The sequence below is a fragment of the Ensifer sp. CCNWLY38 genome (assembly GCF_037120565.1).
Classification (GTDB): domain Bacteria; phylum Pseudomonadota; class Alphaproteobacteria; order Rhizobiales; family Rhizobiaceae; genus Ensifer; species Ensifer adhaerens_H.
The window spans coordinates 382,927-409,238 of record NZ_JBBBBO010000006.1 but is presented as its reverse complement, the minus strand read 5'-3'; the positions used below and the strand labels follow the sequence as shown (position 1 = coordinate 409,238).

The 26,312-nt window shown below is 64.0% G+C and carries 21 protein-coding genes and 1 pseudogene; 8 read left to right on the top strand and 14 right to left on the bottom strand.

The window, feature by feature from the left end; all coding sequences use genetic code 11:
* Window positions 1–62: 62 nt before the first annotated feature.
* The 7 genes and pseudogenes from V7S54_RS15975 to V7S54_RS15945 all read right to left on the bottom strand — a co-directional run.
* On the bottom strand, window positions 63–2,237 hold the full coding sequence (locus tag V7S54_RS15975; RefSeq protein WP_336408462.1) for a tetratricopeptide repeat protein: 2,175 nt from the start codon (window positions 2,235–2,237) through the stop codon (window positions 63–65).
* Window positions 2,234–3,283, bottom strand: a complete 1,050-nt coding sequence (locus V7S54_RS15970; protein ID WP_065376671.1) for a glycosyl hydrolase family 8 — start codon at window positions 3,281–3,283, stop codon at window positions 2,234–2,236. The genes V7S54_RS15975 and V7S54_RS15970 overlap by 4 nt, the downstream gene beginning before the upstream one ends.
* Complete coding sequence (locus tag V7S54_RS15965) at window positions 3,280–5,613, bottom strand: cellulose biosynthesis cyclic di-GMP-binding regulatory protein BcsB (protein ID WP_141679545.1); 2,334 nt, start codon at window positions 5,611–5,613, stop codon at window positions 3,280–3,282. The genes V7S54_RS15970 and V7S54_RS15965 overlap by 4 nt, the downstream gene beginning before the upstream one ends.
* Window positions 5,613–7,790 carry a UDP-forming cellulose synthase catalytic subunit gene (gene bcsA / locus V7S54_RS15960; protein WP_065376670.1) on the bottom strand — a complete coding sequence of 726 codons (2,178 nt, stop codon included), beginning with the start codon at window positions 7,788–7,790 and terminating at the stop codon, window positions 5,613–5,615. Before bcsA ends, V7S54_RS15965 begins: the two co-directional genes overlap by 1 nt.
* Window positions 7,791–7,899: 109 nt before the next feature.
* On the bottom strand, window positions 7,900–8,832 hold the full coding sequence (gene bcsN, locus V7S54_RS15955) for a cellulose biosynthesis protein BcsN (RefSeq protein WP_065376687.1): 933 nt from the start codon (window positions 8,830–8,832) through the stop codon (window positions 7,900–7,902).
* A 219-nt stretch (window positions 8,833–9,051) separates the two neighbouring features.
* On the bottom strand, window positions 9,052–9,609 hold the full coding sequence (locus V7S54_RS15950; RefSeq protein ID WP_065376669.1) for a gluconokinase: 558 nt from the start codon (window positions 9,607–9,609) through the stop codon (window positions 9,052–9,054).
* 99 nt (window positions 9,610–9,708) lie between these two features.
* A pseudogene (locus V7S54_RS15945) lies at window positions 9,709–9,801 on the bottom strand (class II aldolase); the annotation flags it as partial.
* Window positions 9,802–9,880: 79 nt separating this feature from the next.
* Between V7S54_RS15945 and V7S54_RS15940 the strand changes: the two are divergent.
* Together V7S54_RS15940 and V7S54_RS15935 are read left to right on the top strand one after the other, a co-directional pair.
* On the top strand, window positions 9,881–10,333 hold the full coding sequence (locus tag V7S54_RS15940) for an Lrp/AsnC family transcriptional regulator (protein ID WP_065376668.1): 453 nt from the start codon (window positions 9,881–9,883) through the stop codon (window positions 10,331–10,333).
* Window positions 10,334–10,433: 100 nt separating this feature from the next.
* Window positions 10,434–11,057, top strand: a complete 624-nt coding sequence (locus V7S54_RS15935; RefSeq protein ID WP_058323115.1) for a LysE family translocator — start codon at window positions 10,434–10,436, stop codon at window positions 11,055–11,057.
* A gap of 59 nt (window positions 11,058–11,116) precedes the next feature.
* Here the strand turns inward: V7S54_RS15935 and V7S54_RS15930 are convergent, their stop codons facing one another.
* The 4 genes from V7S54_RS15930 to V7S54_RS15915 form a co-directional block, all read right to left on the bottom strand.
* Window positions 11,117–11,533, bottom strand: coding sequence for a GFA family protein (locus V7S54_RS15930; protein WP_065376667.1), 417 nt, complete (start codon window positions 11,531–11,533; stop codon window positions 11,117–11,119).
* A 100-nt stretch (window positions 11,534–11,633) separates the two neighbouring features.
* Window positions 11,634–12,632 (bottom strand): DUF535 family protein, encoded by a 999-nt coding sequence (locus tag V7S54_RS15925; protein ID WP_083203811.1) that lies wholly within the window; start codon window positions 12,630–12,632, stop codon window positions 11,634–11,636.
* A 293-nt stretch (window positions 12,633–12,925) separates the two neighbouring features.
* Window positions 12,926–14,098, bottom strand: a complete 1,173-nt coding sequence (locus V7S54_RS15920) for an ATP-binding protein (RefSeq protein ID WP_336408463.1) — start codon at window positions 14,096–14,098, stop codon at window positions 12,926–12,928.
* The gene (locus V7S54_RS15915) at window positions 14,095–14,790 is read right to left on the bottom strand and encodes a response regulator (protein WP_058323118.1); all 696 of its coding nucleotides are present in this window, start codon (window positions 14,788–14,790) and stop codon (window positions 14,095–14,097) included. The genes V7S54_RS15920 and V7S54_RS15915 overlap by 4 nt, the downstream gene beginning before the upstream one ends.
* A 365-nt stretch (window positions 14,791–15,155) precedes the next feature.
* Between V7S54_RS15915 and V7S54_RS15910 the strand changes: the two genes are divergently transcribed.
* Window positions 15,156–15,902 carry a phosphatase PAP2 family protein gene (locus V7S54_RS15910; protein WP_176707614.1) on the top strand — a complete coding sequence of 249 codons (747 nt, stop codon included), beginning with the start codon at window positions 15,156–15,158 and terminating at the stop codon, window positions 15,900–15,902.
* A gap of 26 nt (window positions 15,903–15,928) precedes the next feature.
* Here the strand turns inward: V7S54_RS15910 and V7S54_RS15905 are convergent, their stop codons facing one another.
* Window positions 15,929–18,022, bottom strand: coding sequence for a two-component system sensor histidine kinase NtrB (locus V7S54_RS15905; protein WP_065376664.1), 2,094 nt, complete (start codon window positions 18,020–18,022; stop codon window positions 15,929–15,931).
* A complete protein-coding gene (locus V7S54_RS15900; RefSeq protein WP_065376663.1) occupies window positions 18,019–18,759 on the bottom strand; it encodes a response regulator in 741 nt (246 codons plus the stop codon). The genes V7S54_RS15905 and V7S54_RS15900 overlap by 4 nt, the downstream gene beginning before the upstream one ends.
* A gap of 247 nt (window positions 18,760–19,006) precedes the next feature.
* Here V7S54_RS15900 and V7S54_RS15895 point away from each other — a divergent pair, with 247 nt between their 5' ends.
* From V7S54_RS15895 to V7S54_RS15875, 5 genes are all read left to right on the top strand, one after another.
* On the top strand, window positions 19,007–19,999 hold the full coding sequence (locus V7S54_RS15895) for an ABC transporter substrate-binding protein (RefSeq protein ID WP_065376662.1): 993 nt from the start codon (window positions 19,007–19,009) through the stop codon (window positions 19,997–19,999).
* A 174-nt stretch (window positions 20,000–20,173) separates the two neighbouring features.
* Window positions 20,174–21,199, top strand: coding sequence for an ABC transporter substrate-binding protein (locus tag V7S54_RS15890; RefSeq protein WP_065376661.1), 1,026 nt, complete (start codon window positions 20,174–20,176; stop codon window positions 21,197–21,199).
* 128 nt (window positions 21,200–21,327) lie between these two features.
* Window positions 21,328–23,565, top strand: coding sequence for an ABC transporter permease (locus tag V7S54_RS15885; protein ID WP_065376660.1), 2,238 nt, complete (start codon window positions 21,328–21,330; stop codon window positions 23,563–23,565).
* Between the two features lie 8 nt (window positions 23,566–23,573).
* Complete coding sequence (locus V7S54_RS15880; protein ID WP_065376685.1) at window positions 23,574–24,635, top strand: ABC transporter ATP-binding protein; 1,062 nt, start codon at window positions 23,574–23,576, stop codon at window positions 24,633–24,635.
* A gap of 33 nt (window positions 24,636–24,668) precedes the next feature.
* Window positions 24,669–25,481: an inositol monophosphatase family protein gene (locus V7S54_RS15875; protein ID WP_065376659.1), complete on the top strand. Its 813-nt coding sequence runs from the start codon at window positions 24,669–24,671 to the stop codon at window positions 25,479–25,481.
* Window positions 25,482–25,496: 15 nt separating this feature from the next.
* On the opposite strand, the gene V7S54_RS15870 is transcribed toward V7S54_RS15875, so the two are convergent.
* Complete coding sequence (locus tag V7S54_RS15870) at window positions 25,497–26,276, bottom strand: slipin family protein (RefSeq protein ID WP_065376658.1); 780 nt, start codon at window positions 26,274–26,276, stop codon at window positions 25,497–25,499.
* Between the last annotated feature and the right edge of the window lie 36 nt (window positions 26,277–26,312).

Genomic DNA, 26,312 nt, shown 5'->3' with positions numbered 1-26,312 from the left:
CACGGATCGCCCGCTCGGGATCCGACTGAGAATTCTTCGGTTGGTTTAGAGATGGCGGTGGGTCAGTTCTTGTTCGGCCAGATTTCCCGGGTATCGCCAATGGCCGCCAGGCCCTGCATGGCATCACGATTGCCCGTGGCCGCAAGTGCGTCGAAGATGCGCCGCGCCTCGTCATAGCGCTTGAGGTTCATATAGGCATAGCCGCGCAGCACCATGAGGTCCTGGCGCCGGCTCGAAATCTGCCCGAGCTGGTCGAGAAACAGGATCGCCTCGCGGTAACGCTTGGCGTCGAAGGCCGCGATGGCGCGATCGGCCAGAATGGCCGTCTGCAACTCGTCAACCCGCCCCTGGCTCTGTCGCGACTTGGTCGCGGAAACCGCGGCCTTGTTGGTCAGGCCGACGCGCAGGTAGGCAAGGCTCTGGCCGTAGGCTGCGTCTTCGCGGGTCTGCGATGCCGGGGCCTGCAGCGCGACCTCGAAGGCCTCGGCCGCCTCCAGCGGGCGGTTCAAGTCCATCAGGCACCAGCCGCGGGCGAGCGCTGCCTGCGGCGCCAATGCGGCGGGATTGATCGTGGTTCGGCAGCCAGCTCCGGTTCGCACGACCTTCTGTCCTGCACCGCCGGCAGGGGAAGTGCGGACGACGGTCCGGCGGGGCGTTTCCGCCACGACGAGCGTGCGCTGGGCAGAATCCGGCGCGCTTCTCCGGGTCTCGACGACCGGGGGCTGAACCGGATTGACCTTGTCACGCAGTTCCTCGACCTCGCCGAGGCGCGCAATGCGGTCGGAGCGGCCGGACCATAGCCGCTGGATCTCGACGACCCCATCCTTGTCGCCCAACTGGTCGCGGCTGAGCGCAAGACCATAGGCCGACGGCTCGTCGTCCGGCTTCCAGCGCAGCGCCGTTGCAAACCATTGTGCGGCGGTCGCCGGCTGGTTGAGGGCGCGGGCGTACCAGCCGAACTGCCGTGCCGTTGCCGGCTCGCGGGCCTTGGTCGTTTCCTCAGCGATCCGCGCCAGCACGGCCGCATCGAGGGCCATCGGCGGATCGATCGCCAGCAGGTTGGCCGTGGCCGCAAAATAGGTCGCGAGCGCATCGGATGAACTGTCCCGCCACGGATAGAGAACCGCCTCGGCCTCCGCCGGTACCTTGCGGGCAATCAGCGTCAATGCCAGGCCTTGCGAGGCCGACGCGGAATCTTCCCGGTCGTGCGCGCGGCGGAACCATTGCTCGGCCGCGTTCATGTTGTCGCGGCGCAACTGGTACCAACCGAGCAGCAGCGCGTCGCTTGCCATGCCACCCGCCTCAGCCAGCTTCTCGACACGCTGGACGTATTTGGCATCGACCGCGAGCGCCTTGTCCGCGTCACCTTCGGCGACGAAGCGCCGGGCGAGGTCGTCGCGGATGCTCTCGAATTCCGCCACGCCCTCGGGGGAGTTGCGCTCGAGCGCGAGCAGGTCCTGCATCGTTGCGTAGGGCAGCACAGCCGCGGCTTTCTGCACGGTGGCCAGCCGCTCCGGGGCGTTTTCGCAATTGTTCAACACGTAGAGATAGGCATCGCGTGCCCGTTCCGGGCGCTTGGTCTCGGCAAAGGCCTGGGCGACATGCCAGAGCACATCCACCTCCGAGCAGGTGAGAAGGCTCGGCGTACTGGCGGCGACCGAGATCACGGTCTCATATTGTTTGAGCTGGGAGGCGTTCACCAATCGGGCGCGCGCCTCGGCCACGTTGAGCCGCTCGAGGAGATCCGATGGTGGTTGCCACGCGGCTTCCTTCGCCTGCCGCTCGGCGATCGCCTTGCGAACCTCGGCGTAGCGACCTTCCGCATAGAGCCGCCACATGGTTTCCAGCGCGACATCATTGTTGCGCGGCACGGCCAGCGGGTCGGACGGCGGCACCCAATCCGGATACAATGAGCGCAGCCGAGAGATTTCAGCCTGAAGTCGGGCCGTATCACCTTTAGCCGCGAAATATCGGAGCGCCGATTCATCGACGACCGGTGCGGCCTTCCCGCCCGCCGCCTCGTCCCCAGGCTTCTGCACCTGGGCCACTTCGGTAAATTGCGGTGCCGTTCGGCGTGCGCTCTGCTCGGCAGTGGCGCCCACGGCGACAGCCGCTTCCGGCTGAGGTAAAATCTTGAATTTGCTGTTGTCTTGCCGCAAGAAGCCGCCATCGGTCAGTCCGGCAACCCCGATCACCGTAGTCATCACAGCGGCAATGGCAACGATTGAGGACTTCATAGACACTCCGGACGCTTCTCCTTCACGTAGGACAGCCCCAGCAGGTGCAGCGTGGAAGGATAATATTGCGTCGGGCTGAACACCTTGACGCTGTCGGGTATCGGAACCCGGTCCAAGACACAGGCCAGAATATGGTTAACAAATCGATAACCGGGGTCCGTCAGGCTGGTTTGCACGGCACCGGTCGAGACATCGCTGAGCACGAGCGCGTCGTCGCTGCCCGCCATGCCCTCACGCAATCTGATCAACAGGTCCCGGCCACCCAGATCCGCTCGTACCAGGTAAAGCGGGATCCGCAGTGCATTGTAGCCGAACTCGGCCGGGAAGCCTTGGGCCGGCTTCGGAACCGTGCGCAGGCTGACCCAATCGGCCGGCAGTTTTCGCGGACCGGATTGGGCAGCATTCAACAATCCCAGCCCATCGTCCGAGAGCTCTTTCCAGCGCTGCGACGGCGCCACCCGGTCGAGCGCCGGAAAGGCCTCGAAGATCCAGTAGGACGGATTGACGACGGGTCCATCTGGACGATCGGTCGTGCCAAAACCTGAAACGCCCGGCAGCAGCAGCGTTCGTCCGCCATGATCGAGCAAGGTGTTGTCGAGGATGGCCTTGGCGATCCGGGCGGCGGCCTGCAGATAGTCCTCTCGCTTCCAGCGTTCACCGGCCAGAACAAGCGCATAGGCGATCAGGATGTCGCCGTCGGTTGCGTTGTTGATGTCGGTGATATGGGGCGTTTCGGTCGGGCTCCATTTCCAGGCCGCCAAACCGTCGTCCCTCAGCAGCAGCTCGCGCCGCGTGAACGACCAGATCAGCGCAAAGTCGGCCGGGTTTTCCGCAAGCACGGCCAAGAGCAGGCCGTAGCCTTGCCCTTCGCTGTGGCTGACATTGCCATTAGCATCGTCGATGATCCGGCCGCCGGGATCGAGGAAACGGGTCTTGTATTGCGCCCAGTCCTTAGCGCTGACCGAACCACCCCCTTCGGCCGCACCCGCCACCACCGGCATCACCAGTGCGAACAAGCCTGCCAGGAGTGCGGTTCGCCACCTCATTGGCGCCGCCCCAGGCGGGTCAGCATGGACGAGGTCGCCAGCCCCAGAAGCACCGACAGCACGATCAGCAACAGCGCATAGACCATGATGTTGCTGGACAACCAGTTGGCAAAGATCAGACGGTAGTTGGTCAGCGAAGCCGGCTGCGTCTGGACGAAGTCGAAGCCGGAGACCGGCGTGACCTCGATCTTGTCGGTCGCCGGTTCGTAGGCGGAGACCCGGCCGGCAAGCTGCTGCCAGCGCGTGACGTCGGCGATCGCGGAAGCCCCCGCGCGCAGTTGCTTGGCCGCCGGCGCGGTCAGCAGCGTCCAGGTCGCATCATCAGTCGGGTTGGCGCCCTGTGCGAGAACCAGGCTTGCCGTCTCCGACGGGGAGAACTCGGTCTGCGCTTCGGGCATGATGCGCAGCGAGCTTAGCGAAATGTCGAACTCCTGCTTCACCCAGGTCTGGAATGCCGTGACCTGACTTCGCCATGCCCCGCCGCTGAGACGCGTCTGCCACGCGTCGATGGCTTGCTGTGTCTGGTTGCTCGAGCCGCCAACCTCGGCGTTGCCCCAGGACATCTGTCGGGCGGCGTCGATGCCGACCTGGGTCAGCACCGTCTTCGGCAGCTGCGGCATGGCGCCGATGAAAAGAGCGTTGCGGTTGCCGGCCGCAAGCGGGGACGTGACCACTTCGACGGCAAGCGGCCTGCCGCCGGCAACGGCCAGACGGGCAAGAAAGGTCGCGGCGGCCGACAGCGTGTCCTCGTCCGCACGGTCGAGGTAAAGCGGTATGGCTGCCGCATCGCTGCGATAGGGTGCTGCCGAACCGGCAATCGCCGCAAGGTTCGGCCGACGGCCGATCCGCGCGAAGTTCGGCATGCGCAGTTCCGAGGTGTCGAAGAGCGCGAAGCGCGGATCGTTGGAAGCCGGAGTCCCCGGCGCGCAGGCCTTGTCTGGCTCGGCAGTCAGCACCGCCTCGATCTCGATCAGGTTGGGACCGGGTTTGAAGTGGCGCATCGTCACATTGATCGGCAGGTGCCGCAGAATGTCGCCAGTCACCGAGTTCAAAGGAATCGTCGATGCGATGTTGCCGTTGACGTAGATATCGATGTGGCTGCCGGGCAGAACTGCCTCGGTATACGCCGCGTCGAGCAGCAATGTCGCATCGCCATAGGCATCCGCATAGAAATCCGCCGGCACGGCAACGGAGAAGCGTGTGCGGAAGCGCCGGCCGGTGAATTCGCTGGTCTCCACCCCGAGCTCCGAGAAGCGCAGGCGCGCATTCGAAACCACCAGCGGTGTTTCCGGCAGCAGCCATCGCCCCGTGGCGATCACGTCCCGCGGCACGTTGCTCGGACGGTCCATCGGCTGGGTGACCCCTTCGATCGCCTCCTGCACCGCCGACCAGTCCGGCCCGCTGATGACCAGGACCGAAGCCTTCGTCCTGTTGTCGCGCACGAACATGGCGACCGGCCCGCTCGACGCGCCGTCCGGCAGCCGCTCGAGCAGTGGCGCCAATTCCTCGGCAGTGCCGACGATTGCAGTGATCTGGCCCGGCTTCCCGGGTTCGGGCATGGTTTCGCTGAGGGAAAACGCCTGCGCCGGCATCTGACCACGCAACGCCAAGCCTTGCGAAAGCCGCATCAAGGCGGCCGTACGGCTCGGCTGCTGGAGACCGGGAACGACCAGATTGAACTGCGTACGGCCGCGCTCGTCGAGACCAACCGCGCGTATGTCGTCGAGGCTCGAAAGCACCGCGCTATCGCCCGAGGCGAAGCGGATGAAGGCCGATGCCGGCGCGATCTCCGTCCAGAGCTCATAGGTCGATTCGACCGTGCAGTCCGTACGGTGGCGCTGGCGGACCTTGAACCGGATGTCGTTGGTACCGGCACGCAGCAGCCCCGGCTTCAGGTTGTAGCTCAACGGCTCCGCCGCTTCGGCGGACCCGATCGCGCCGCCGCCGGCCAGTTCGCCGTTGACGAAAACCTGCAGCATCGACGCTTCGGGAGCGACGACGATCGCGTTCTGATAGGCAAAGTTCAGCGTCGCCGCGGCCTGTGCCTGTACCGGCGTCAGATAGACGGACCAGGTGCGCTCGTCGACCTCCCCCGTCAACGAGAGCGCGCTGAAGGGAATGATGAAGCGCTTGAATTCGTCCGGCGCCTTGGCAGCAACCGGTGGCTCGGCCACCGCCGCGCCATTCTCGCCTGAGGTCGCCGCCGGCGGCTGCAGAACCGGCGCATCTGCCGGGCGTTCGCCGGACATGTCAAAGGGTGACGGTTGCGCAAACACACCGGCCGTCGTGATGACCAGCAGCGAGACGACAAGAGCGAGGCGCCTGATCATCAAGCTCCCCCCTTCTGCGCCTCGGAGCCGCGCAGGCTGCGAAGGAAATAGATCATGCCGCGGCTCGTCTGATACAGCGCCAGCCAAAGGAACCAGAGCGTACCGCGCACCAGGCCCGGATTGCCGCGCCGCGCGCTCTGAAATTCGCTCCACTGCCGCGAATTGGCGAAGATCAGGTCGGCGACCAGGCTGTGATGCCGCGCGACCTGCGGCAGATACCGGCAGCCGATGGTGGTGATGTCGCCGGCAACCTGCTTGTTCCTGATGGCGACCGGCAGCGATTCCGGTCCGCCGCTGCCGCTATAGGGCTCGAAACGGATTGCCCCCTCGGTATCCGTCGGAAGGGACGACGCGTCGATGCCGAAGACCTGGACGCGCGCGCCGTGGGCGGAAACGTCTTCGATGGTTGCCGGATACCATTGCTCGGCAACGCCGAACTCGCACCGGCGGCTGACCTTGACGCGACGCGAAGAGGCCCGCTCGCCGCGTTCGGACACGACGCCAAGCAGGCAGCCGGCCATGATCAGGTTCAGGAGGTTCCAGCCGCCGACGACGAGGGTCACGTCGGCCTTGTACGGCTCGGTGTAGACCCGGTAGACCGTCATCAGCAGGGCGACGAAAAGCACGGCAAAGATGACGAAGAACGGCCGGGCGATTTCAGACAGACGGCTTTCCAGGATCGATTCATCCTTTGCCGTCACCTTGAAGGTCGGCCGGCTTGGCCGAAGCAGAACGGAGATCACTGCTGGCAAGAGGTGCACCGTCTGCGCGAACTCATAGAGTTCGGAGATCCACGGCCAGCGGAACGAGCCGTAGAGATAGTTCTGCATCATCAGGTTCACGAGCATATAGGCGAGCGTATAGGCGAGAAACTCGCCGCCGGACGCCGTGAAGATCTCGAGGTCGAAGAACAGGTAGAAGAGCGGCGCGAAGAGAAAGATCGTACGCGGGATCGGAAACAGCCAGAACAGCGTCGACGACATGTAGCAAAGCCGCTGCGGGATCGACAGGCCGCCCTTGAACAGCGGGAAGCGGAACAGGAGGATCTGCATCATGCCCTGCGCCCAGCGGCTGCGCTGGCCGATGAAGCTCGCGAAGGTCGCCGGCTGCAGGCCCGCGATCAGCGGGCGGTCGACATAGATGCTGTTCCAGCCGCGTCCGTGTAGCGCAAGCGCGGTTTCGCAGTCCTCGGTGATGCTCATGCCGCTGAAGCCCTCGGTGTCCTCCAGCGCCTTGCGGCGGAGAACGGCGGCCGAGCCGCAGAAAAAGGCGGCATTCCACTTGTCGAGACCGCGCTGGATGATGCCGTAGAACATCTCGTTCTCGCTCGGCATTTTCTCGAAGGTGCGCAAATTGCGCTCCAGCGGGTCCGGATTGAGGAAGAAGTGCGGCGTCTGGACCAGGAACAGCTTCGGGTCCTGCTCGAAGTAGCCGACGGTCTCCAGCAGGAAGTCGCGCGCCGGCGCGTGGTCGGCGTCGAAGACGGCGATCAGTTCGCCGTCGGAATGCAGCATGCCGTTGTTGAGGTTGCCGGCCTTGGCGTGCTCGTTGCGCTCGCGCGTGAGATAGCGCACGCCGAGATCGTCGCACAGCGCCTGCAGCTCGGCATTGCGGGCGGACGCGCGTTGCGCTTCGACGAGGTTTGCCGAATTGCGCTTCTGATGGGTGCCGCCGTCGTCGAGCAGCCAGACCGTCAGCTTGTCGGCGGGATAGTCCATCGCCTTGGCCGCGGCGAGCGTGTTGGCGAGCAGCCCCGCATCCTCGTTGTAGGACGGTACGAAGACATCGACCTTCGGGAACTTGCCGGGAGAAATGGAGCTCGCCTTACGCGGCGGCAGCGGCATCGCCACCACGAACAGGCTTAGCGACAACATCATCACGCTGTACATTTCGGCGAGGTAGAGCAGGAATCCGGGGATGAAGTTCTCAGGCTGGTTGAACGGCGGCAAGGTGCTCGTCGTGCGCCAATAGACGTAACGCAGCACCACGGCCGTACCGAAGGCAAGCGCGATCAGGCGCCAACGGCCGCCGGCATTGGCGAGCTTGAGCACGGCCATGAATGTGACGATGAGAACGCTGACGATCAGCTGGGTCTGGAGATTGACCGGCAACGTGATGACGGCAATGACGCAAAGCGAAAAAAGCGCCCAAGCGGCTACGGATCCGACCTTGCTCATACATTTGCCTTCCAGCGTTCGGCGTCATGCCACTGGTATTGCTCGTCCTGCCTTCGATCGAGTTCCCTCAATCAGCACCAGCCCTTAGCAAGCGATGGTTAGCAGTCGATTAAGGGCAGGCTCCTCCGGCCTGCTGGGCATCGCATGCCGGCGCCGGTACGATGACGGACGGCAGCGTTTTTGCAGTACTGCCCGGCTGCGGCAGTGCCGCAGTGCCATCTGGACGCGGTAGCGGAATGGATGCCCCTGCCGTCGGAGCGACGACCGGCTTCTCCTGTTGCGTGGTGGGCGCGGCGCGAACCTCCCGGCGAACGACCGCCGGCGCCTGGCGCGTCGTGACGGTCACCGGCGCACTTTCGGTCGGCGCCTGCTCCTTGCGGTAGATCGGGCTGCCGGTACGGCCGATCCCGGCCTCCAGCGGCGGTGGCGCACCATAGGGATTCCACGCCGGATCGCCGAATGTTCCGGTGATCGTGTAGCCGTAGACCGGCGCCAGGAGTTCGGCCTCGCTCGCGCCGGCCGCGCAATAGCGCAACCTGATCTGGATGGTGCCATAGCCCTTGAGCGGAGAACGGTGGTTCTCCTGCTGGCGGATCTGCTGCCAGGCGAAGATGCAGGCATCGTCTGCCCGGCCATGGCCGAAGGCATAACCGAACGGGCCGTAATTGTTCTGGAGGAAATAGGGATTGAGCGCCAGAGGAACGCCAGGCAGCGCCCGGCGCGCCTCAGCCATCATCCTGTTGTCCTGAATGCCAGCATAGCGGCTGCTCTTCTGTTGATCGAATCTGGCGTCCATCGGGCCGAAGAACTTCGCGTGCAGCACGTTCTGACCGGGCGTGGCAGCGGAGGTATAGAGGTAGATATCCTGCTCGATGGCATTGGTGCGGCGTCGCTCGACGACGTTCAAGACCGCCGGACCACCGGGCGGCGGCAGGATCAGTGCGTTTTCGGCGGGAACCATAATGCTGCCAGTCGGCGTGCCGACATCCTGGCGTGTCGTGCAACCTGATATCGCCGCCGCCGCTGCCAGCAAAGCTGCCATCGCGATGGGAGCATGCCAGCTTTTCGAAAGGCGCGGCCGCTGTTCCAGCGTGCCGAATCTCCAAATCAGATATCGTTGCATCATGGCCGAGCATTAGTTGATTCACCCCATTTCGCAAACCCGAGATGAATAGGGGCATCAACGCGACGGACCCGCGGCTCGCAGCTTCACCGCGCCAGATCAAGTCTTTCTCGGAACTGACCGGAGCTACTTCGGGCGCTAGCGGCCGTCCGCGGCTTCCAGTCGCGCAAGCTCAGCGAGCACAGCATGGATCACGTCCCGCGGCGGCGGCGCGATGTCCACGGTCAGGGTCAAAGGCTCGCCGACAGGGTCTTCCAGCGTCGCGAGTTGCGTGTCGAGCAACGAGGCGGGCATGAAATGTCCCGTCCGACGCTGCATCCGCCCGACAAGGACGTCGCGTTCGCCGTGCAGGTAGACGAAAGCGACGGGCTTACCGGCACTTTCGCGCAGCAGATTGCGATAGCTGCGCTTCAGCGCCGAGCAGGAGACGACGATAGGCGCATCACCCGATGCCAGCTGCCGGCCGATCTCCTTCAGCCACGGCCAGCGGTCTGCATCGCTGAGCGGAATGCCCGCCGACATCTTGCGGATGTTTTCCTCCGGATGCAGCGCATCACCCTCGACGAAGCGGTAACCGCAGGCAGCTGCGATGGCCTCACCCACCGAGGTCTTGCCGGTACCAGACACACCCATCACCACGATGGAACCGGGAAATGTCAGGCGGACGTCAGCCTTTGACGTATGGTCGTTCGACATGGGCTGCACCTCGCTCCTTGCATCCGCCGCACTGAACCTTCCTGATACCTTTGCGGCAACGGACGAACAAGGCAGCTCGTGCAAGTCTCGGGCGGCGCCTCAAACCGCAGCGCGTGGACGGGCAACGTCGGTGACGCTCTCGTCATCGGGCGCTTGGCCGTAGCTCATGCGACTCATCTGGGCGATCACCCGCCAACGTTTCCTCGGTCAGGCACATCGTTTAACAAAAAATCCTCTGTACAATTCGCCAATTTCGACGTATTAATTGGCAATGGATGCGGTTGACAGAAAAATCATCGAAATTCTCGCTGAAGACGCGAGGCGGTCGCTCACTGACATCGGCGCCGCGGTGGAGCTTTCGCCCTCCGCCGTCAACGAGCGCATTCGTCGGCTCGTCGCCAATGGCGTGATCCGAAACTTCACGCTGGAAGTCGACCATCGCGCGCTTGGCCTCGACGTGCTTGCCTTCGTCTGGGTCGGCCTGGCGCCGGATGCGGACGAGGCGGCGTTCCGTAGCTTCATGGCCGACCATCCGGCCGTGGCCGAATGCCACCACGTCACCGGCGCCTGGTCCTATTGCGTCAAGGTCCGCATGCCGTCGCTCGGCGACCTTGAGCCGTTCCTTGCCGAGTTGAAGCGACGGCGGTTCCTGGCGCGAAGCGAAACGGTGATCGCGCTGTCGACCGTCCGGGAAAGCCTGGCAACGACTGCACCGCACGCCTGACGGGACGCGTAAAGACTGCTGAAACATTTTTGAACTGCCGCACATGTTCCGTCCTTGATCTGGATGGATTGAGCCATGCCGCGGCCGGAGCCCTATGCCTATGTCTACGTTGTTGTTTGGAAAAAGCCTCCTGGTCGGTCTCGCGGTGGCTGCCCCACTCGGCCCCATCGGAGCGCTCTGCATCAACCGTACGCTGGAGCGCGGCTTCTGGGCGGGCGTCGCCGGTGGGCTGGGAACAGCCGCCGCCGATGCCACCTATGCAGCGCTTGCCGCGATCGGTTTCGCCGCCTTTGCCGCGGTGCTTTCCATGATCGCAACACCGCTCGGCCTCGCCGGCGGACTGTTCATGATCTGGCTCGGCTGGAGCGGATTGCGGCCGAAACCGGTGACGGCCGCGGCCGACGTCGGCGGACGCGATCTCGTCCGCACGACCATCGCCACCTTTTTCCTGACGATGACCAGCCCGGCGACGATCCTTTCCTTCGCTGCGATCTTTGCCGGCCTCGGCCTTGCCGAAGCAGGCGATGCGCTGAGCGCCGCCATCGTCGTCGTGGGCGTCTTCCTGGGCTCGCTCGGCTGGTGGTTTTTCCTGAGCGGCGGGGTGGCGATCGCCCGGACACGGCTGCCGGACAGCTTCGTCGCCTGGGTGTCGCGCCTTTCGGGCCTGGTCCTGATCGCGTTCGGTATCATTGCCATCGCCGCCGCAGCCAAGGGGTTGGTCTAGAACAGTCGGCGCAGCCTACCCGGCTGCGCCAACGACTTGCAGCCTGGCCGCGTTTCTCATCAAGTCGCGGGCTTCACGGCCTCCACGTGCCACCACTTGGGCCGTGCGGAGCGGTAGCTGTGACCGGTCGGGATCAAGTCGGCGGAATTCGTCTTGTCGAAGATGCCAAGCAGCAAGGCAACGACCGGTGCATCGTCGATCGCCCCAATGCTGCTGCCGCAGGCCGGGCAGAAGGCGCGGCTGGAATAGTCTGACGAGCGATAGACCGAAGGGATGCCGCCCGGACCGGTCCACGCAATCACGTCCTTGTCGAATTCGACCCAGGCCACCGTCAGCGCGCCCGAATGGCGCTGGCACATCTTGCACGAACATGTGTGCGGCTTGCCGGGCGCCCCTTTGGCCTCGAAGCGGATCGCTCCGCAGAGGCAGCCTCCGGTGAAAAGCGGTTTCTTCTTCCCAGCGGCAACGGTCGTCATAGGCCGATCTCCAGCAGCATATCTGATTCGAACGGCGCCACCGTACGTTGCATATACCATCAAGGAAAGCCGAGGGGCGGAAGCTGACAACACGCCCGGTTCAATAGAACCAGGCGCCGATGTCGCGAAATGCCCGCTTGCTCTGGTCGCGCCGGTTACCCTCGGGCGCAGCCTTGCCGTCCGCAATGGGAAGACGGAAACCGAAAAGCTCGCACGGCACCCCACCACGATCGCACCAATAGGCATCGAGATCAGCCATCATCATCTTCCGCCGCTTGAGGCGGCGGCGATTGATCACATGCCTGTCGTTCGAAATCGCATGGATTGAGGCCGCGTGCCCTTCCGCCACCAGCCCCTGGAGGACGAGCAGTGCCGCATCCTTGGGGCGCAGACCGCCAAGATCGCGCGTTGCGGTGATCAGCGCTCGTTTCGCGTCTTCGCCCTTCGGCCCCTGCATGCCGCCGATCGCAAGACTGTAGGTATCGTCGTTACAGCGGACGAAGACGAAGCCGACCGTACAAAGTGTGTATTCGTCACTCTGACGGCGAAGCCGGATTGCGAAGGCGCCCTCGTGACGGGCACCGCAATGGTCTGCCAATTGCAGCTGGATGCGATAGTTTTCGCTGCGACCGGAGACCGTTCCCATCTCCAGCGTACCTCCGCGCCAGAGCGCCGTCAGTGAGCGGCGCGAGAGGACTTCGCTTGCAACGTCGAAATGATTGAGCATCAAATCGAGCCGCTCGGACGAGGACGCTCCGTGCAGGAAGAAGGTCGGGATCGATTTGCGCACGAGATCGTCATGCGGCAGCCCCAGACGATAGCGCTCGCCGAACTCGCCGAGAAAGGCGATCCAGCGTGCCGTGAGCAAGGGGTGGCGCACAAACCGCATCGAGAAGACGACGACACGTTTCAGGCTCACCCTGAGGCCGAGCTTCAGGACGTGACGCTGAATCGATACCTTGGCTTGCGATCGATCTCTGACGATAGGCCCAGAAACCGAGCGTCCGGAAGACGGTAGGGGCTCACCGCCGAAAGTCGTGCTGTCTTGAGCGGGCAACCGCAGATCGGCGCTGTATTCCTGCCTGATTTCCAGGGACATGGTGCAATCCTTGAGAGCAAACTCTGCCGGCCGGATAATTCGGCCAGCCTCGGTTTGCCCGTGGACTGTCAAGGATTTGCGGAGAAGTGGTCGGCAATTGAGCGCGGGACCTGCGGGCCGGGCGCAACGCCCGGACGAGCTAACGCCACTCCGCGCTCGGCGCTACAGCGCCGCGCGTCTTATCAGACGCGCAAAGGTCGCTGTAGCACTTTGAATGGCTGCATGTTTTTGTCCTTTAACCGGCTACGATTAAAGGAAACATGCAGTGGCAAGCGGCACTACCGGCGCCGGGCCTAGGCTGGGATGGCGCGCGGCAGGACGATCGTGATCACGGCGCCACCGCCGGCGCGGGACGCGAATTCCAGCCGCCCGCCATGCGCCTTGGCGATCGCCTGTACCACGGAGAGACCGAGGCCGGTGCCTCCTGTTGCCCGCGACCGCGAGGCATCGCCGCGCCAGAAAAGATCGATCGAATGGGTCGAGACATCGTCCGGCAGTCCTGGACCGCGATCCAGCAAACGGATGAAGGCCTCGTCGGCGCCGCGTCGGCCCGTCTCGCACCGCAGCACGCCGCCGCTTGCCGCGTAGCGGGTGGCATTCTCGATCAGTGCCAGCAACGCCTGGCGCAGGCGCTGCGAATCTCCGGAGACCCGGACCGGTTCCAGCGCCGTCTCGACCGACATGCCGGCCGAGCCAAGCAAGGTGCAGGACGCGCCGAGAACCTGGGCCGCCTCGGCGGCGAGATCGACCGATTGACACTGCGTGACCAGTTTCTGGCCAGCGGCGAGCGAAAGGGTGCGCAAGTCCTCGACCAGAGCGGAAAGCCCCTCCACCTGAAGCAAGAGTTGCTGGATCCTCTCCTGTTCGAGAGGAAAGACGCCGTCGGCCATGCCCTGAAGGTTCCCCTGAAGGATCGTCAGCGGCGTGCGCAGCTCGTGGGCGACCGCCATCGTGTTGAAACGCAGCCGGCTCTCCATGTTTTCGAGCTCGGCCGCCAGTTCGTCGAAGGTCTTCACGAGCGTTGCCACCTCCTTGGCACCCTTGCGGATCGATCCGACGCGCACGGCGAAATCACCCGCCCTGAGATTCTGTGTCGCCTGGGCCAGTACCTCGAGCGGCCGGCTGATCTTGCGCGCCAGCCAGTAGCCGACGAGGCCGCAAAAGGTCACCGCGGTCGCCCCGAAGCCGAGGATGATCTTGTCCACCTCCCAATTTGCCCACTCTTCGAGTTCGGGCATGGTCGAAAGCAGTTTCTGCAGCGATTCCTGGCTCGGCAGCTTACCGGAGTTAAAATCGGTATAGGCCTTGGCCGCTTCCGGCGGCATCCGCTCCAAGAGCCTCGCTTCCAGCCGCGGCTCCATGTAGTCGACGCCGGCATAGATGATGAACACGCTGATGATCAGCAGGACGATCGTCACCAGGGCCGTGAGAATGCCGAGGGGCAAGCGCGAGAGGCTGATCTTCATCTTGGCTCCACGAAGCGATAGCCGACACCGCGAACAGCGCTGAAGAGACCGCTGGCGCCGAGATCTTCAAGCTTGCGCCTGAGATTGGCGATATGGGTATCGACCGTGCGGGCCAGCGCATCGCTGTCCGGCAGGCAGGCGTCGAGGATATCGGCGCGGTCGAAGGCATGCGTCGGGCGGCGGATCATGTGGGCAAGGATGCGAAATTCGCTGAGCGTCAGCGGCACCGAGTGGCGGTGGCCACTCTTCTCGACGAAGGCGACGTGGGCATCGAGATCGACTTCCACATTCTCGAAGCGAAGCACCGTCGCGCCGGCGCCGTTTCGGGTGCGCCGCAGCACCGCGTTGACGCGCGCCACCACCTCCTGCGGATTGAACGGCTTGACCACATAGTCGTCGGCCCCGAGTCTCAGGCCGGTCAGCCGATCGAGATCCTCGGCCAGAGCGGTGACCATGATGACCGGCGTGTTGCCCTCACGTCGGAGACGGGCGAGGACTTCGAAGCCATCGAGCTTCGGCATGCGGACGTCGAGCAGGACCAAGTCGGGCGACAGCACCGCATGATGCGTCAGCGCGGTTTCGCCATCGGCTGCACGCACCGTCCTGAAACCATCGCGCACCAGATAGGCGTCGAGTATCTGCGCGATCTCCGGCTCGTCCTCCGCCAAAAGGATGAGACCCTTGTCGACCATAAAGCAACTCCCTGGCCCGATGTTGTGATCAGCAGCTTATGGGACGAATGGATTCGAGTTGCAATTCGTCGGCACGGCACTGCCGCCCTTTAGCTGGCCTTCCGGATGGAGCCCCCGACAAATCTCCGCCGTTTCTTGACAATTGGCACCGGGGGCCCGGGACATTGATGGACGGCGCCGCCCATCGGCAACCAAAAGGTGCAAGCATCGATCATCCGATCTGCGCGCCAAGCTCTCCCCGATCCTCCACTTAGCCTTGACAGAGCAGAGCAAATGTCCGGCCCGCACACACCGACAATCTGCGAGCGACCGGCATGCCCAGCCTCCTTCCCTCCACAGTAACGTCTTCAAACAGCATCCGATGGTTGCGCGCGAGCCCACGTCAATGGGCTGGGCAAGCCCGTGCCCGCGTTGACGATCAGCCCATCGCCATTGCTGGCGCGCTGACCATTTGCGCGGCCTTCGCCTTCATGGCCTTTCCCGGCATCGATCTCGTCGTTTCGCGCTGGGCCGCCTCAGCGGCAGGTGATTTCCCGCTTTCCCGAGAGCCCGCGCTCAGGGCACTTCGCGACTTCAATCGCGTCCCGCCCTTCTTCATTCTGCCCTGCGTCCTGGCGCTGTTGATCATTCAGGTGATTGCACCGCGCCGCCGATTGCTGCGCCCGCACAAGGCATTGTTCTTTCTCACCTTCTACGCCATTGGCCCCGGGCTTCTCATCCAGGCCCTGAAGCGGCTGATCGGCCGCGCCCGCGCCTACGACATCACGGATTTCGGTGGCACCCTGCCGTTCACGCCCGCCTGGCAGGTCTCCAGCGCCTGCTCGCGCAGCTGTTCCTTCGCATCAGGCGAATCCGCAACGGCGATTGCCCTCATAGCACTCGCGCTGCTTCTGCCCACTCAGTGGCAACGCCTGGCGATCATCGCGCTCATCCCGCTGATACTCGCCTTCTCTATCAACCGCATCCTGTTTGGTGCGCACTTCCTCTCCGACGTCGTGCTCGCCTGGTTGTTGATGCTGTGGCTGATGACGTGGCTTTGGGCGGTTTTCCGCGACAACGGCGAACGCATCGATGCCGCCGTCCAACGGCTCGGGCGGCGGCGAAATCCGTAGACCCCTGCCTGCGTTTAACACCCATTTCAGCTCGGAAAGACCAGCTCGACGGTCGTTCCCCTCCCCGGCTGCGACAGGATGCGGGCGTCGCCCCCGCTTTGTCGGACGAAGCCGTAGACGACCGCGAGACCGAGACCGGCACCACCTTCCTCGTCACGCGTGGTGAAATAGGGCTCGAACGCCTTGTCCACGGCCTCCGGAGACATACCAATCCCATCGTCGGTGACCGACACAACGACATCGGTCTCCACTCCCGCAGCACGGATCAGGATCGTCCCGCCCTGAGGCATCGCGGCGGCGGCATTGAGGCAGAGATTAAGGATCGCCTGCTCGAAGAGGGCGGCATCGAGATGCACGTTGGGCAGGCCGTCGGCAATTTCGAAGGCGAGACGGCATCTTTCCCCGACGGCGATTTCCAACACGTCGGCCATGCCACGCAACACCGCGCCGACCTCCAGCGCGCCCGGCTGGATCGGGTGCTGGCTGCCGACGGACAGCATGCTGCTCGCAAGCGAACGCCCGCGATCGGCCGCCTTGCGAATGCGGGCGATGTGACGCTTCTGCCGATCGTTGAAACCGGTATCCCGTTCCAGCAACCCCAGGCTGCCGGTGATGATGCCGATCATGTTGCCGACTTCGTGGCTCACCTGATGCGTCATGCGCATGATACCGTCCAGTCGCTGCGCCTTTGCCGCTTCGGCCTCCTGCCGGTCCATGTCGGTCACGTCCCGGGCCAAGAGCACGATGCCGCGATCCGGTTGCCGCGACAGCGAAACCTCGGTCACACGACCGACGTCGGAGCGATGCCGCAGCACAAGTCGGTCGCCGAGCGTGCCGGTGTCGCGATCGGCGGGCAGCAGTGCCGGGTCGATCTCGGGCATCGGGCTCACGAAATTGCGAAGCGGCAGCTTCCGTGCCGAGCCCGGCCAGCCGACGAGCTCCATGACGCGACGGTTCATCGTGATCGGTTTGCCACTGGGATCAAAAAGCGCGATGCCTTCGTTCATGTTGCGAAAGGTGGACCGGATGGTCCGTGCGGCGGCCTCGGCCGTACGTCTGAGCCGCGACACACGCTCGACGCTTTCTCGAAATGCACTGAAGGCCTCGAGCAGCCGGACGAGCTCGGTCTCCGTCCCCTCGTAGGTCGGCGTATCGACATCCCGGCGTCCCTCCGCAAGAGCGTTCATGCCGTTGGACAGCGACACGATCCCACGTGACACGCGCATGACCGAGCGAATGGAGAAGATCGCCATGACAAGCACGAGCAGCGCCGCGACGGCGACGATGACGAGCAGGCGGCTCAGAGCATTGGAGGTCGAAACGAGATCGTCATTAAGGCCGCGGGCGACGGCTTCGCTCTGTGTTTCCGTCGCATGCGAGAGGTCGCGCGACACGGTGTGCAAGCGCGCGACGGCCGCGCGAATGGCGAACATCTCCAGGAGATATTGGGTCTGCGCTTCGAAGACCCGTTCATAGGGCGCGAGTTCGTTGGCGGAAACCCGGATATCGGGTGCCGCATGCTCAAGGCGCGGCACCGTTTCGGCAATGTAGCGGCGGCGCAATTCGCCGAGCTGGAACAGACTGTCGGAGTTGGATGCCGATTGCACGATCCCATTGAGGCGGCGGCGGAAATCGGCATCGGCCATGCCGCTGCCGGTCGCGATCTCGCCAAGTGCGGCTGCCGCTTCGGCCTTGTGCTGCTGCGCCGATTCCGCGTCGCCGGCGAGCATCATCGTCTGCGTGCGGATGGTCTCCAGAAGCTCGACGATATGCCCGCTGGCAAAACCTTTGACCGCCGCATCGCCGTTCTGCGGCGCCATGGCGCGCAACAGCGCATCGACCTGCGCGACCACCGAGCGGCTTTCGCTCGAAACCCGGTAGGGCGAAGTGGCATTCATCAGAAACGGCGCGCTCGACACAAGATCGGAAACCTGGCGCGACACGAGCGAGGCCTTGGCAAGGCTGGTGAACGCCTGCAGCCCGTAGGCCGCCATCTCGTCGCGCGCCCGTTGCAGACCAAAAACTGCGACCGTCGAAAGGCCGAAGACGAGCACGCAAATGAAGGCGATCGCGAACGGGAGCCGGAAGGCAATCGACGAGAGAAAAGGGCGAACGATCACGATTTCGGCTCGCCGTCGTCGGTATCAAGCACATAGCCCTTGCCGCGTCTCGTCTTGATATGACGCGGCAAATCCGGATTGCGCTCGATCTTGCGCCGGAGCCGAAGCACGAGCACGTCGACATTGCGGTCGATGTAACGATCGCTTTCGGCGCCGAGGCGGTCGAGGATCTGCGCGCGGCCGACGGGCGTGTTCGGTGTTTCTGCGAGGATTTCCAGAAGAGCGAACTCGGCACTCGTCAGCGACCTCGAAGGATCGTTCAGGCAAATCGCCCGGCGGCTCCTGAGGTCGATCGACCAGTCGCCGAGCTTCATCGATGCCGGCTCGGTCTCGCGTTCGCTTTCCCGCTCGGGCTTGAGCGAGGGATAGGTGCGGCGCAGGACGGCCTTGATGCGCGCCGTCAACTCGATCGGCTCGAACGGCTTGACGACGTAATCGTCCGCTGCCGTCTCCAAACCCAGCACCCGGTCCGCAGCACTGCCTGCCGCCGTCACCATGACGATGCCGATATTGGTGCGGGCCCGCAGCCTTTGCGCAAAGGTGCGGCCCGAAGTGCCCGGCAGATTGTGGTCGACAAGCACGAGATGCACCGCCTCGCGCGCCAGGACATTGGCTGCTGCTTCCGCCGACGGCGCGGTCAGGGGTAGCCAACCTTCTGCCTCCACCAGATCGGAAATAAGCTCCGCCATGTCCGGATCGTCCTCGACGATCAGAATCCGTATCCTCTCATTCAGCATGCACGTCCTCCCGCCCCCATCATAGGCGGGGCCGTCCCAATGTTCAAAGCAGCTCGCATTATGTGATTTGTCATATTTGTAATCTTTGTAATTTTGAAACGGCGGAGAGCGCCCAAGGATGTAAGAACGGTAACCATTCTCCGATTGCGGCAGGCGGGGAATATCGACATCCTCACTGCGGAGATTGGGACGGCAGCGTTCCAAATGGGAGGACATCGTGAGAGGCATCACCGCTATCGGCGGGTGCGTGGCCCTGTGGCTGTGCACCGCCACGACAGGCATGACGGCGCCGGCGCTCACCGTGCTTTGCGGTGTCGACGAAGCGTGGTGCGCGATGATGAAGACGGCGTTCGAAACGAAGTCCGGGCTCGAAATTTCGATGACCCGCAAGAGCACCGGCGACATCCTCAACCAGCTGCGGGCCGAGAAAGACGCGCCGACCGTCGATGTCTGGTGGGGTGGCACCGGCGACACCCATCTGCAGGCCGGATCCGAGAACTTGCTCGAACCCTACAGGCCGGCGCACGAACGCGACATGCTGCCCTGGGCGCAAAACTTCTTCGCCATTTCCGGCGGCCGTTCGGCGGGCATTTATGCCGGCGCGCTCGGTTTCGCCTATAATTCCGACCTCTTGCATGCCCTGAAGCTGCCGGCCCCGACCTGCTGGAAGGACCTCGCGGACAACGCCTATCGCGGCCGCATCCGCAGCGGCAACCCGAATTCCTCCGGCACCGCCTTCACGACGCTTGCGACCCTGGTTCAGCTCTTCGGCGAAGACGAAGCCTTCCGCTTCCTGGTAGCGCTCAATCGCAACATCGACCAATACACGACCGCCGGTTCCGCCCCCGTCAAAGCGGCCGCCCGCGGGGAAACGCTGATCGGCATTTCCTTCATGCACGACGCCGTCACGCAGAAGCAGGCGGGCTCGCCGCTCGTCATCGTTGCGCCCTGCGAGGGCACCGGCTACGAAATCGGCGCCGTCAGCATCGTTAGGGGTGCCCGTCATCTGGAGGCGGCGAAAAGCTTCGTCGATTTCGCGCTTAGCCCGGAGGGCCAGGGCACGGGGGCTGCCTCCGGACAGAACCAGGTGCCGTCCAACGCCCGCTCGAACCTGCCGCTCGCCGCGCCCGATATCTCGATGATCAAAATGGTGGACTACGACTTCGCCACCTTCGGCTCGCCGGAAGAACGAAGTCGCCTGCTCAAAAGGTTCGACGCGGAGATCACAGCGACGAACTGACCGGGCCGCATAAACTGGGACGGGATGGGCGCGGATAACCGCACACGTTTTTCCGTACCCGCTCCAGCAAACCACAAATCCGAAATCGTGAACGTGCTGCCCGGCGGGCAGGCCGATGGCCGCGCCGTGTCTCGTTCGCGCCCGCATAAACCAAGGCAACAGGAGGATGCCCCAATGAAAACACCGACCCTTTCCCTCATGCTCTTCGCCGGCACGGCGCTCGCCGCGCTGCCGGCGCAAGCTGCCGGCAGCCTCAACCTCATCTGCTCGGCAGACGTGGTGATCTGCGAGCAGATGACCGGCGACTTCCAGAAAGAGACCGGCATCAAGGTCAACATGGTTCGCCTGTCCTCGGGTGAGACCTATGCCAAGATCCGCGCCGAAGCGCGCAACCCGAAGACCGATATCTGGTGGGCCGGCACCGGCGACCCGCATCTACAGGCGGCATCCGACGGCCTGACGCTCGAATACAAGTCGCCGATGCTCGACCAGCTTCAGGATTGGGCAAAGAAGCAGGCCGAAGGCTCGGGTTACCGCACCGTCGGCGTCTATGCCGGTGCGCTCGGCTGGGGCTACAACACCGAGATCTTCTCGAAGAAGGGCCTGAAGGAGCCGAAGTGCTGGGCCGATCTGCTCGACGCCTCGCTCAAGGGCGAAATCCAGATGGCGAACCCGAACTCGTCCGGCACCGCCTATACCGCGCTTGCCTCGCTGGTGCAGATCATGGGCGAAGACCAGGCCTTCGACTACCTGAAGAAGCTCAACGGCAACATCGCGCAGTATACCAAGTCGGGCTCGGCACCGGTGAAGGCGGCCGCGCGCGGCGAGGCCGGCCTCGGCATCGTCTTCATGCATGACGCGGTGGCGCAGACCGCCGAAGGCTTCCCGGTCAAGTCGATCGCGCCCTGCGAAGGCACCGGTTATGAGATCGGCTCGATGTCGATCATCCGCGGCGCCAAAAACCTGGAGAGCGCCAAGACCTGGTACGACTGGGCGCTGAAGCCGGAGGTACAGTCGCGGATGAAGGACGCCAAGTCCTTCCAGCTCCCGTCCAACAAGTCGGCCGAAGTGCCTAAGGAAGCGCCGCGGTTCGAGGACATCAAGCTGATCGACTACGACTTCGCCACCTTCGGCGACGCCGAGAAGCGCAAGTCGCTGCTCGAACGCTGGGACCGCGAAGTGGGCGCCAGCGCCAACTGATCGCAGGATCGGCCGGCCGGAAAGCGATCCGGCCGGCACCGCCCGGCACAGACGCCCGTTTGTCGGCTCCGATCTCTGATCAGGCCCAACGGCATTCCATTTTCATTTCAATTCACGCGAGGACCGTCATGGAACATCGCAACCGCAGGCTCGACCTGACACTCGGGCTCGGACTGGCCGCTTTCCTGCTGGTCCCCTGGTATCGTATCGAAGGTGGCTTCTTCGGCCTTGGCTGGCTCGCCGATTTCCCGGGAGATGCGGCCGTCGCCCCTGGCCTGATGCAGATCTTCGCCCATGGTCGGCCGTGGCTGGTCGTGGCAATGATACTGCTCGGCATCTGCGCGGCAGCGCGTTTTGTCAGCGATCCCGCGCGCCGCGGGCTCCTGCTTGCCGTCACAGGCGCAACGGGTGTCCTTTATCTCGTCCTTCAAGGACTGGCGATCGGCTTCACCGGCTGGACGTGGACAATCAGCGAAACCCTGTTCGGACCGCTTTCCGACGGTCAGCCGTCGATGGGCGCCGGCGCCGTACTGTCTGCCCTTGCCTTCATTCTCCTGTTCGCCTTCGGGCTCGCCGAGCGTGGCGTGCTCAAGGGCGACGCCTTCATCGTCGCGGCGATCTCGCTGCTCGTTTCCCTTGTCATCGTCTTCGTCTTCTATCCGGTCGGCAGCATGTTCGCAGCTTCCGTCCAGGATTTCGACGGCTCGTTCAAGCCCGATGGTTTCATCCGCAACATCCAGGATGCCTCGATCTGGAGCCTGAGCTGCGTCGTCGGCGAGGGCCGTTGCGGCGTCGCCTGGCGCACCCTGTGGCTGGCGCTGATGACGGCATCGGGCTCGACGCTACTCGGCCTCGCCTTCGCGCTCGTCGCCACCCGCACACGCTTTCCCTTCAAGAAGGGCATGCGGCTTTTGACCGTGTTGCCGATCATCACGCCGCCTTTCGTCATTGGCCTGGCGCTGACGCTGCTCTTCGGCCGCGCCGGCGTCGTCACCGAACTCCTCTCGGATGCGTTCGGCATCGAGCCCGGCCGCTGGCTATACGGCCTTACCGGCATCTGGATCGCCCAGGTCCTCTCCTTCACGCCGATCTCCTTCCTCGTGCTGATCGGTGTCGTCGAGGGCGTCAGCCCATCGATGGAAGAGGCGTCGCAGACGCTTCGTGCCGATCGCTGGCGCACCTTCTGGAACGTCTCGCTGCCGCTGATGAAACCGGGCCTCGCCAACGCCTTCCTCATCGGCTTCATCGAGAGCATGGCCGATTTCGGCAATCCGCTGGTTCTCGGCGGCAGCCATGGCGTGCTTTCGACCGAGATCTTCTTTGCCGTCGTCGGCGCGCAGAACGATCCGTCACGCGCCGCGGTGCTTGCCATCATCCTGCTCTGCTTCACGCTCTCGGCTTTCCTCGCCCAGCGCTACTGGCTTGCCGGCAAGAACTATTCGACGGTCACCGGCAAGGGCGACTCCGGCGCCCACAGCGCGCTGCCACGCTCGCTGTCGATCGGCGTCCACGCCGTCGTCATCCCCTGGATGATCTTCACCGTCGTCGTCTACGGCATGATCCTCTTCGGCGGTTTCGTGAAAACCTGGGGCCTCGACCACTCGCTGACCCTCGATCACTACGCCAAGGCCTTCTCGATCTCCGTCGCCGACGGCGCGATCGCCTGGACCGGTGTTGCCTGGAACTCCTTCTGGACGACCATGGAGATTTCCCTGATCGCCGCTCCACTCACGGCCCTCGTCGGCCTGCTGACCGCCTATCTCATCGTGCGCCAGCGCTTCGCCGGCCGTGATGTCTTCGAGTTCGCGCTGATGCTGAGCTTTGCCATTCCCGGCACCGTCATCGGCATCAGCTACATCATCGCCTTCAACCTGCCGCCGCTCGAAATGACCGGCACGGCACTGATCCTCGTCGCCTGCTTTGTCTTCCGCAACATGCCGGTCGGCGTGCGCGGCGGGATCGCGGCGATGAGCCAGCTCGACAAGAGCCTCGACGAGGCGTCGCTGACGCTTCGGGCAACGAGCTTCCGGACGCTCCGCAAGGTCATCCTGCCGCTCTTGAGGCCGGCGATCGTCGCAGCCCTGGTCTATTCCTTCGTCCGGGCGATCACCTCGATCAGCGCCGTCGTTTTCCTCGTCAGCGCCGAATACAACATGGCGACCGCCTATATCGTCGGCCTTGTCGAGAACGGCGAGTTCGGCGTGGCGATCGCCTATTCCTCGGCCCTCATCCTGGTGATGATCACCGTCATCACCGGCCTGCAACTCCTCGTCGGCGAACGCAAGCTGAGGCGCGAAAACCGCGTCTTCAGCGCCGCTCCGGCCCGTTCGTCCGCCGCCACCATCTCCCAGGAGAAAACCGCATGAGCACTCACATGAGCAACCCGCGCACCGGCTCGGTCGTCTTTCAGAACGTGCGCAAGCAGTTCGGCGCCTTCACCGCCATCCACGACCTGTCGCTCACCATCGAGCCCGGTACGCTCGTGACCCTGCTTGGGCCTTCCGGCTGCGGCAAGACGACGACACTGCGCATGCTTGCCGGGCTCGAGCACCCCTCCGCCGGCAAGATCCTGATCGGTGGCAAGGACGTGACCATGCTGCCGGCCAACGAACGTGACGTCTCGATGGTCTTCCAGTCCTATGCGCTCTTCCCGCACATGTCGGCGCTCGACAACGTCGCCTATGGCCTTGAATCCTCCGGCATCAAGAAGAAGGAGGCGCGCGAGCGCGCTGAGGAAGGCCTGCAGCTCGTCGGCCTGGGCGGCCTCGGCCAGCGGCTTCCCGCCGAGCTTTCCGGCGGACAGCAGCAGCGCGTTGCCGTCGCCCGTGCGCTGGTGCTCGAGCCGCAGGTACTCCTGCTCGATGAACCGCTCTCCAATCTCGATGCACGCCTGCGCCGCAAGGTGCGCACCGAGATCCGCGAGTTGCAGCAGCGCCTTGGTTTCACCGCCGTCTACGTCACCCACGACCAGGACGAGGCGCTCGCCGTGTCCGACCGCATCATCGTCATGAAGGATGGGGCGATTGCGCAGGAAGGAGCACCGCGCGATCTCTACGAGACGCCCGCCTCGACCTTCATCGCCGACTTCATGGGCGAGGCCAATGTGCTTCCTTGCGAGGTGACGGCAGCCGAAGCCGGTCAGGCGACGATCCGCGTCGGCGGTCTCGAACATCGCCTGCCGTCGAGGAACACGCGGCCCGGCCCGGCCAAGCTCGCGGTCCGCCCCAATGCAGTGACCCTGACGCCGGCCAAGGGCGCAGCCCTTGCCGGCACGATCAGCAGCGCCGCCTATCTCGGCGGCCATGTCGAATACGAGGTCGAAACGGCAACCGGCCTCCTGTTTGTTGTCGATCAGGCCGTTGAGGACATGTTATCTCCGGCAACGGAGGTCGCGATCGGTTTCCGCAACCGGGGCCTCGCTTTGATTGACGCATGACTTTTTACAACTGGATACGAAAAGGACACTTGCATGACTGCTGAAATTGCCGGCCTCGACGCCCGGTTCGCGCTTGCCAAATCCATGGCCGAGGAGGCCGGTCGGCTCGCCTACGATTATTTCCTGAAGCGGGAAACGCTTGTCATCGAAACCAAGCGCGACGCTCACGACGTCGTCTCGATCGCCGATCGCAACGTCGAGACCCTGATCCGCGACAAGATCGCCGCCGCGTTTCCGGATGATGGCGTGCTTGGCGAGGAGCATGGTCTTCTCGATGGCACATCCGGCTTCACCTGGGTGCTCGATCCGATCGACGGTACCACGCCCTTCGTCAACGGCATGCCGAACTGGTGCGTCTCGATCGCCGTCGTGCATGCGGAGAAGCCCGTCATCGGCGTCATCCATGCGCCCTGCCATCAGGAAGTCTATGCGGCAGCAACGGGCCGGGGCGCGACGCTGAACGGCAAGCCGCTTCGCCTCGACGGCACGCGCACGATCCGCAACGCCGTCACCGGGCTTGGCGCCAACGATCAGGTGAAGCCCGGCGAGATGGGTGCCATCGTCGAGCGCCTGCTTTCGAACGGCGGCAACTTCATGCGCAACGGCTCCGGTGCGCTGATGATCGCCTATGTCGCCGCCGGTCGCCTCGTCGGTTACTACGAGCCCTACATGCATGCCTGGGACTGCCTCGGTGGCTACTGCCTGGTGAACGAAGCCGGCGGCTGGACATTGCCCTTCCCGACGTGCGGCGAGGCTTTGACGCATTGGTCTCCGGTCTTGGCGGCTGCGCCCGGCGCAGTCGACGACCTCATGAAGGTCGCCAATCTTGAAACGGCGGCAGCCTGAGCTCCTTAGCGGTGCTCACGTTTGACCGGGCGGCTTGTCGGCCTTTAGCCCGAACAGGCGGCCGAGCTCCATGGGGAACGGGAAGATGACAGTCGAATTCTTCTCGCCCGCAAGGACGTTGAGCGTGCTCAGATAGCGCAGTTGCATCGCCTGAGGCTGCTTGGACAGGATCTCGGCAGCCTCGAGCAGCTTGGCGGCAGCCTGCTGCTCGCCCTCGGCATTGATCACCTTGGCACGCCGCTCGCGTTCGGCTTCGGCCTGGCGAGCAATTGCGCGGATCATGCTCTCGTTGATGTCGACATGTTTGATTTCCACGGTCGCCACTTTGATGCCCCAGGCATCGGTCTGGCTGTCGAGGATCTTCTGGATGTCCTCATTCAGCCGGTCGCGCTCGGCCAACATCTCGTCGAGATCATGTTTGCCAAGTACGGAGCGCAGGGTCGTCTGCGCCAGCTGGCTGGTCGCCATCATGAAATCCTCGACCTGGATCGTCGACTTTTCCGCATCGATAACCCGGAAATAGATCACGGCGCTGACCCGGACCGAAACGTTGTCATGGGAGATCACGTCCTGGCTCGGCACATCCAGCACCCGGGTCCTGAGGTCGACCCGCACCATCTGCTGCACGTAGGGGACGAGCAAGATCAGCCCCGGTCCCTTGACGCCGGTGAACCGCCCGAGCGTGAAGACCACCCCGCGCTCGTATTCGCGCAGGATCCGGATCGAATAGGCGATGACGAGAATGATGAGCACCAGCAACGCGGCAAAAGGAGCGAGGCTCCCGAACATGTCCATGACCATTCCTCCATTCCGGACGCTTTCGCCTGCGCC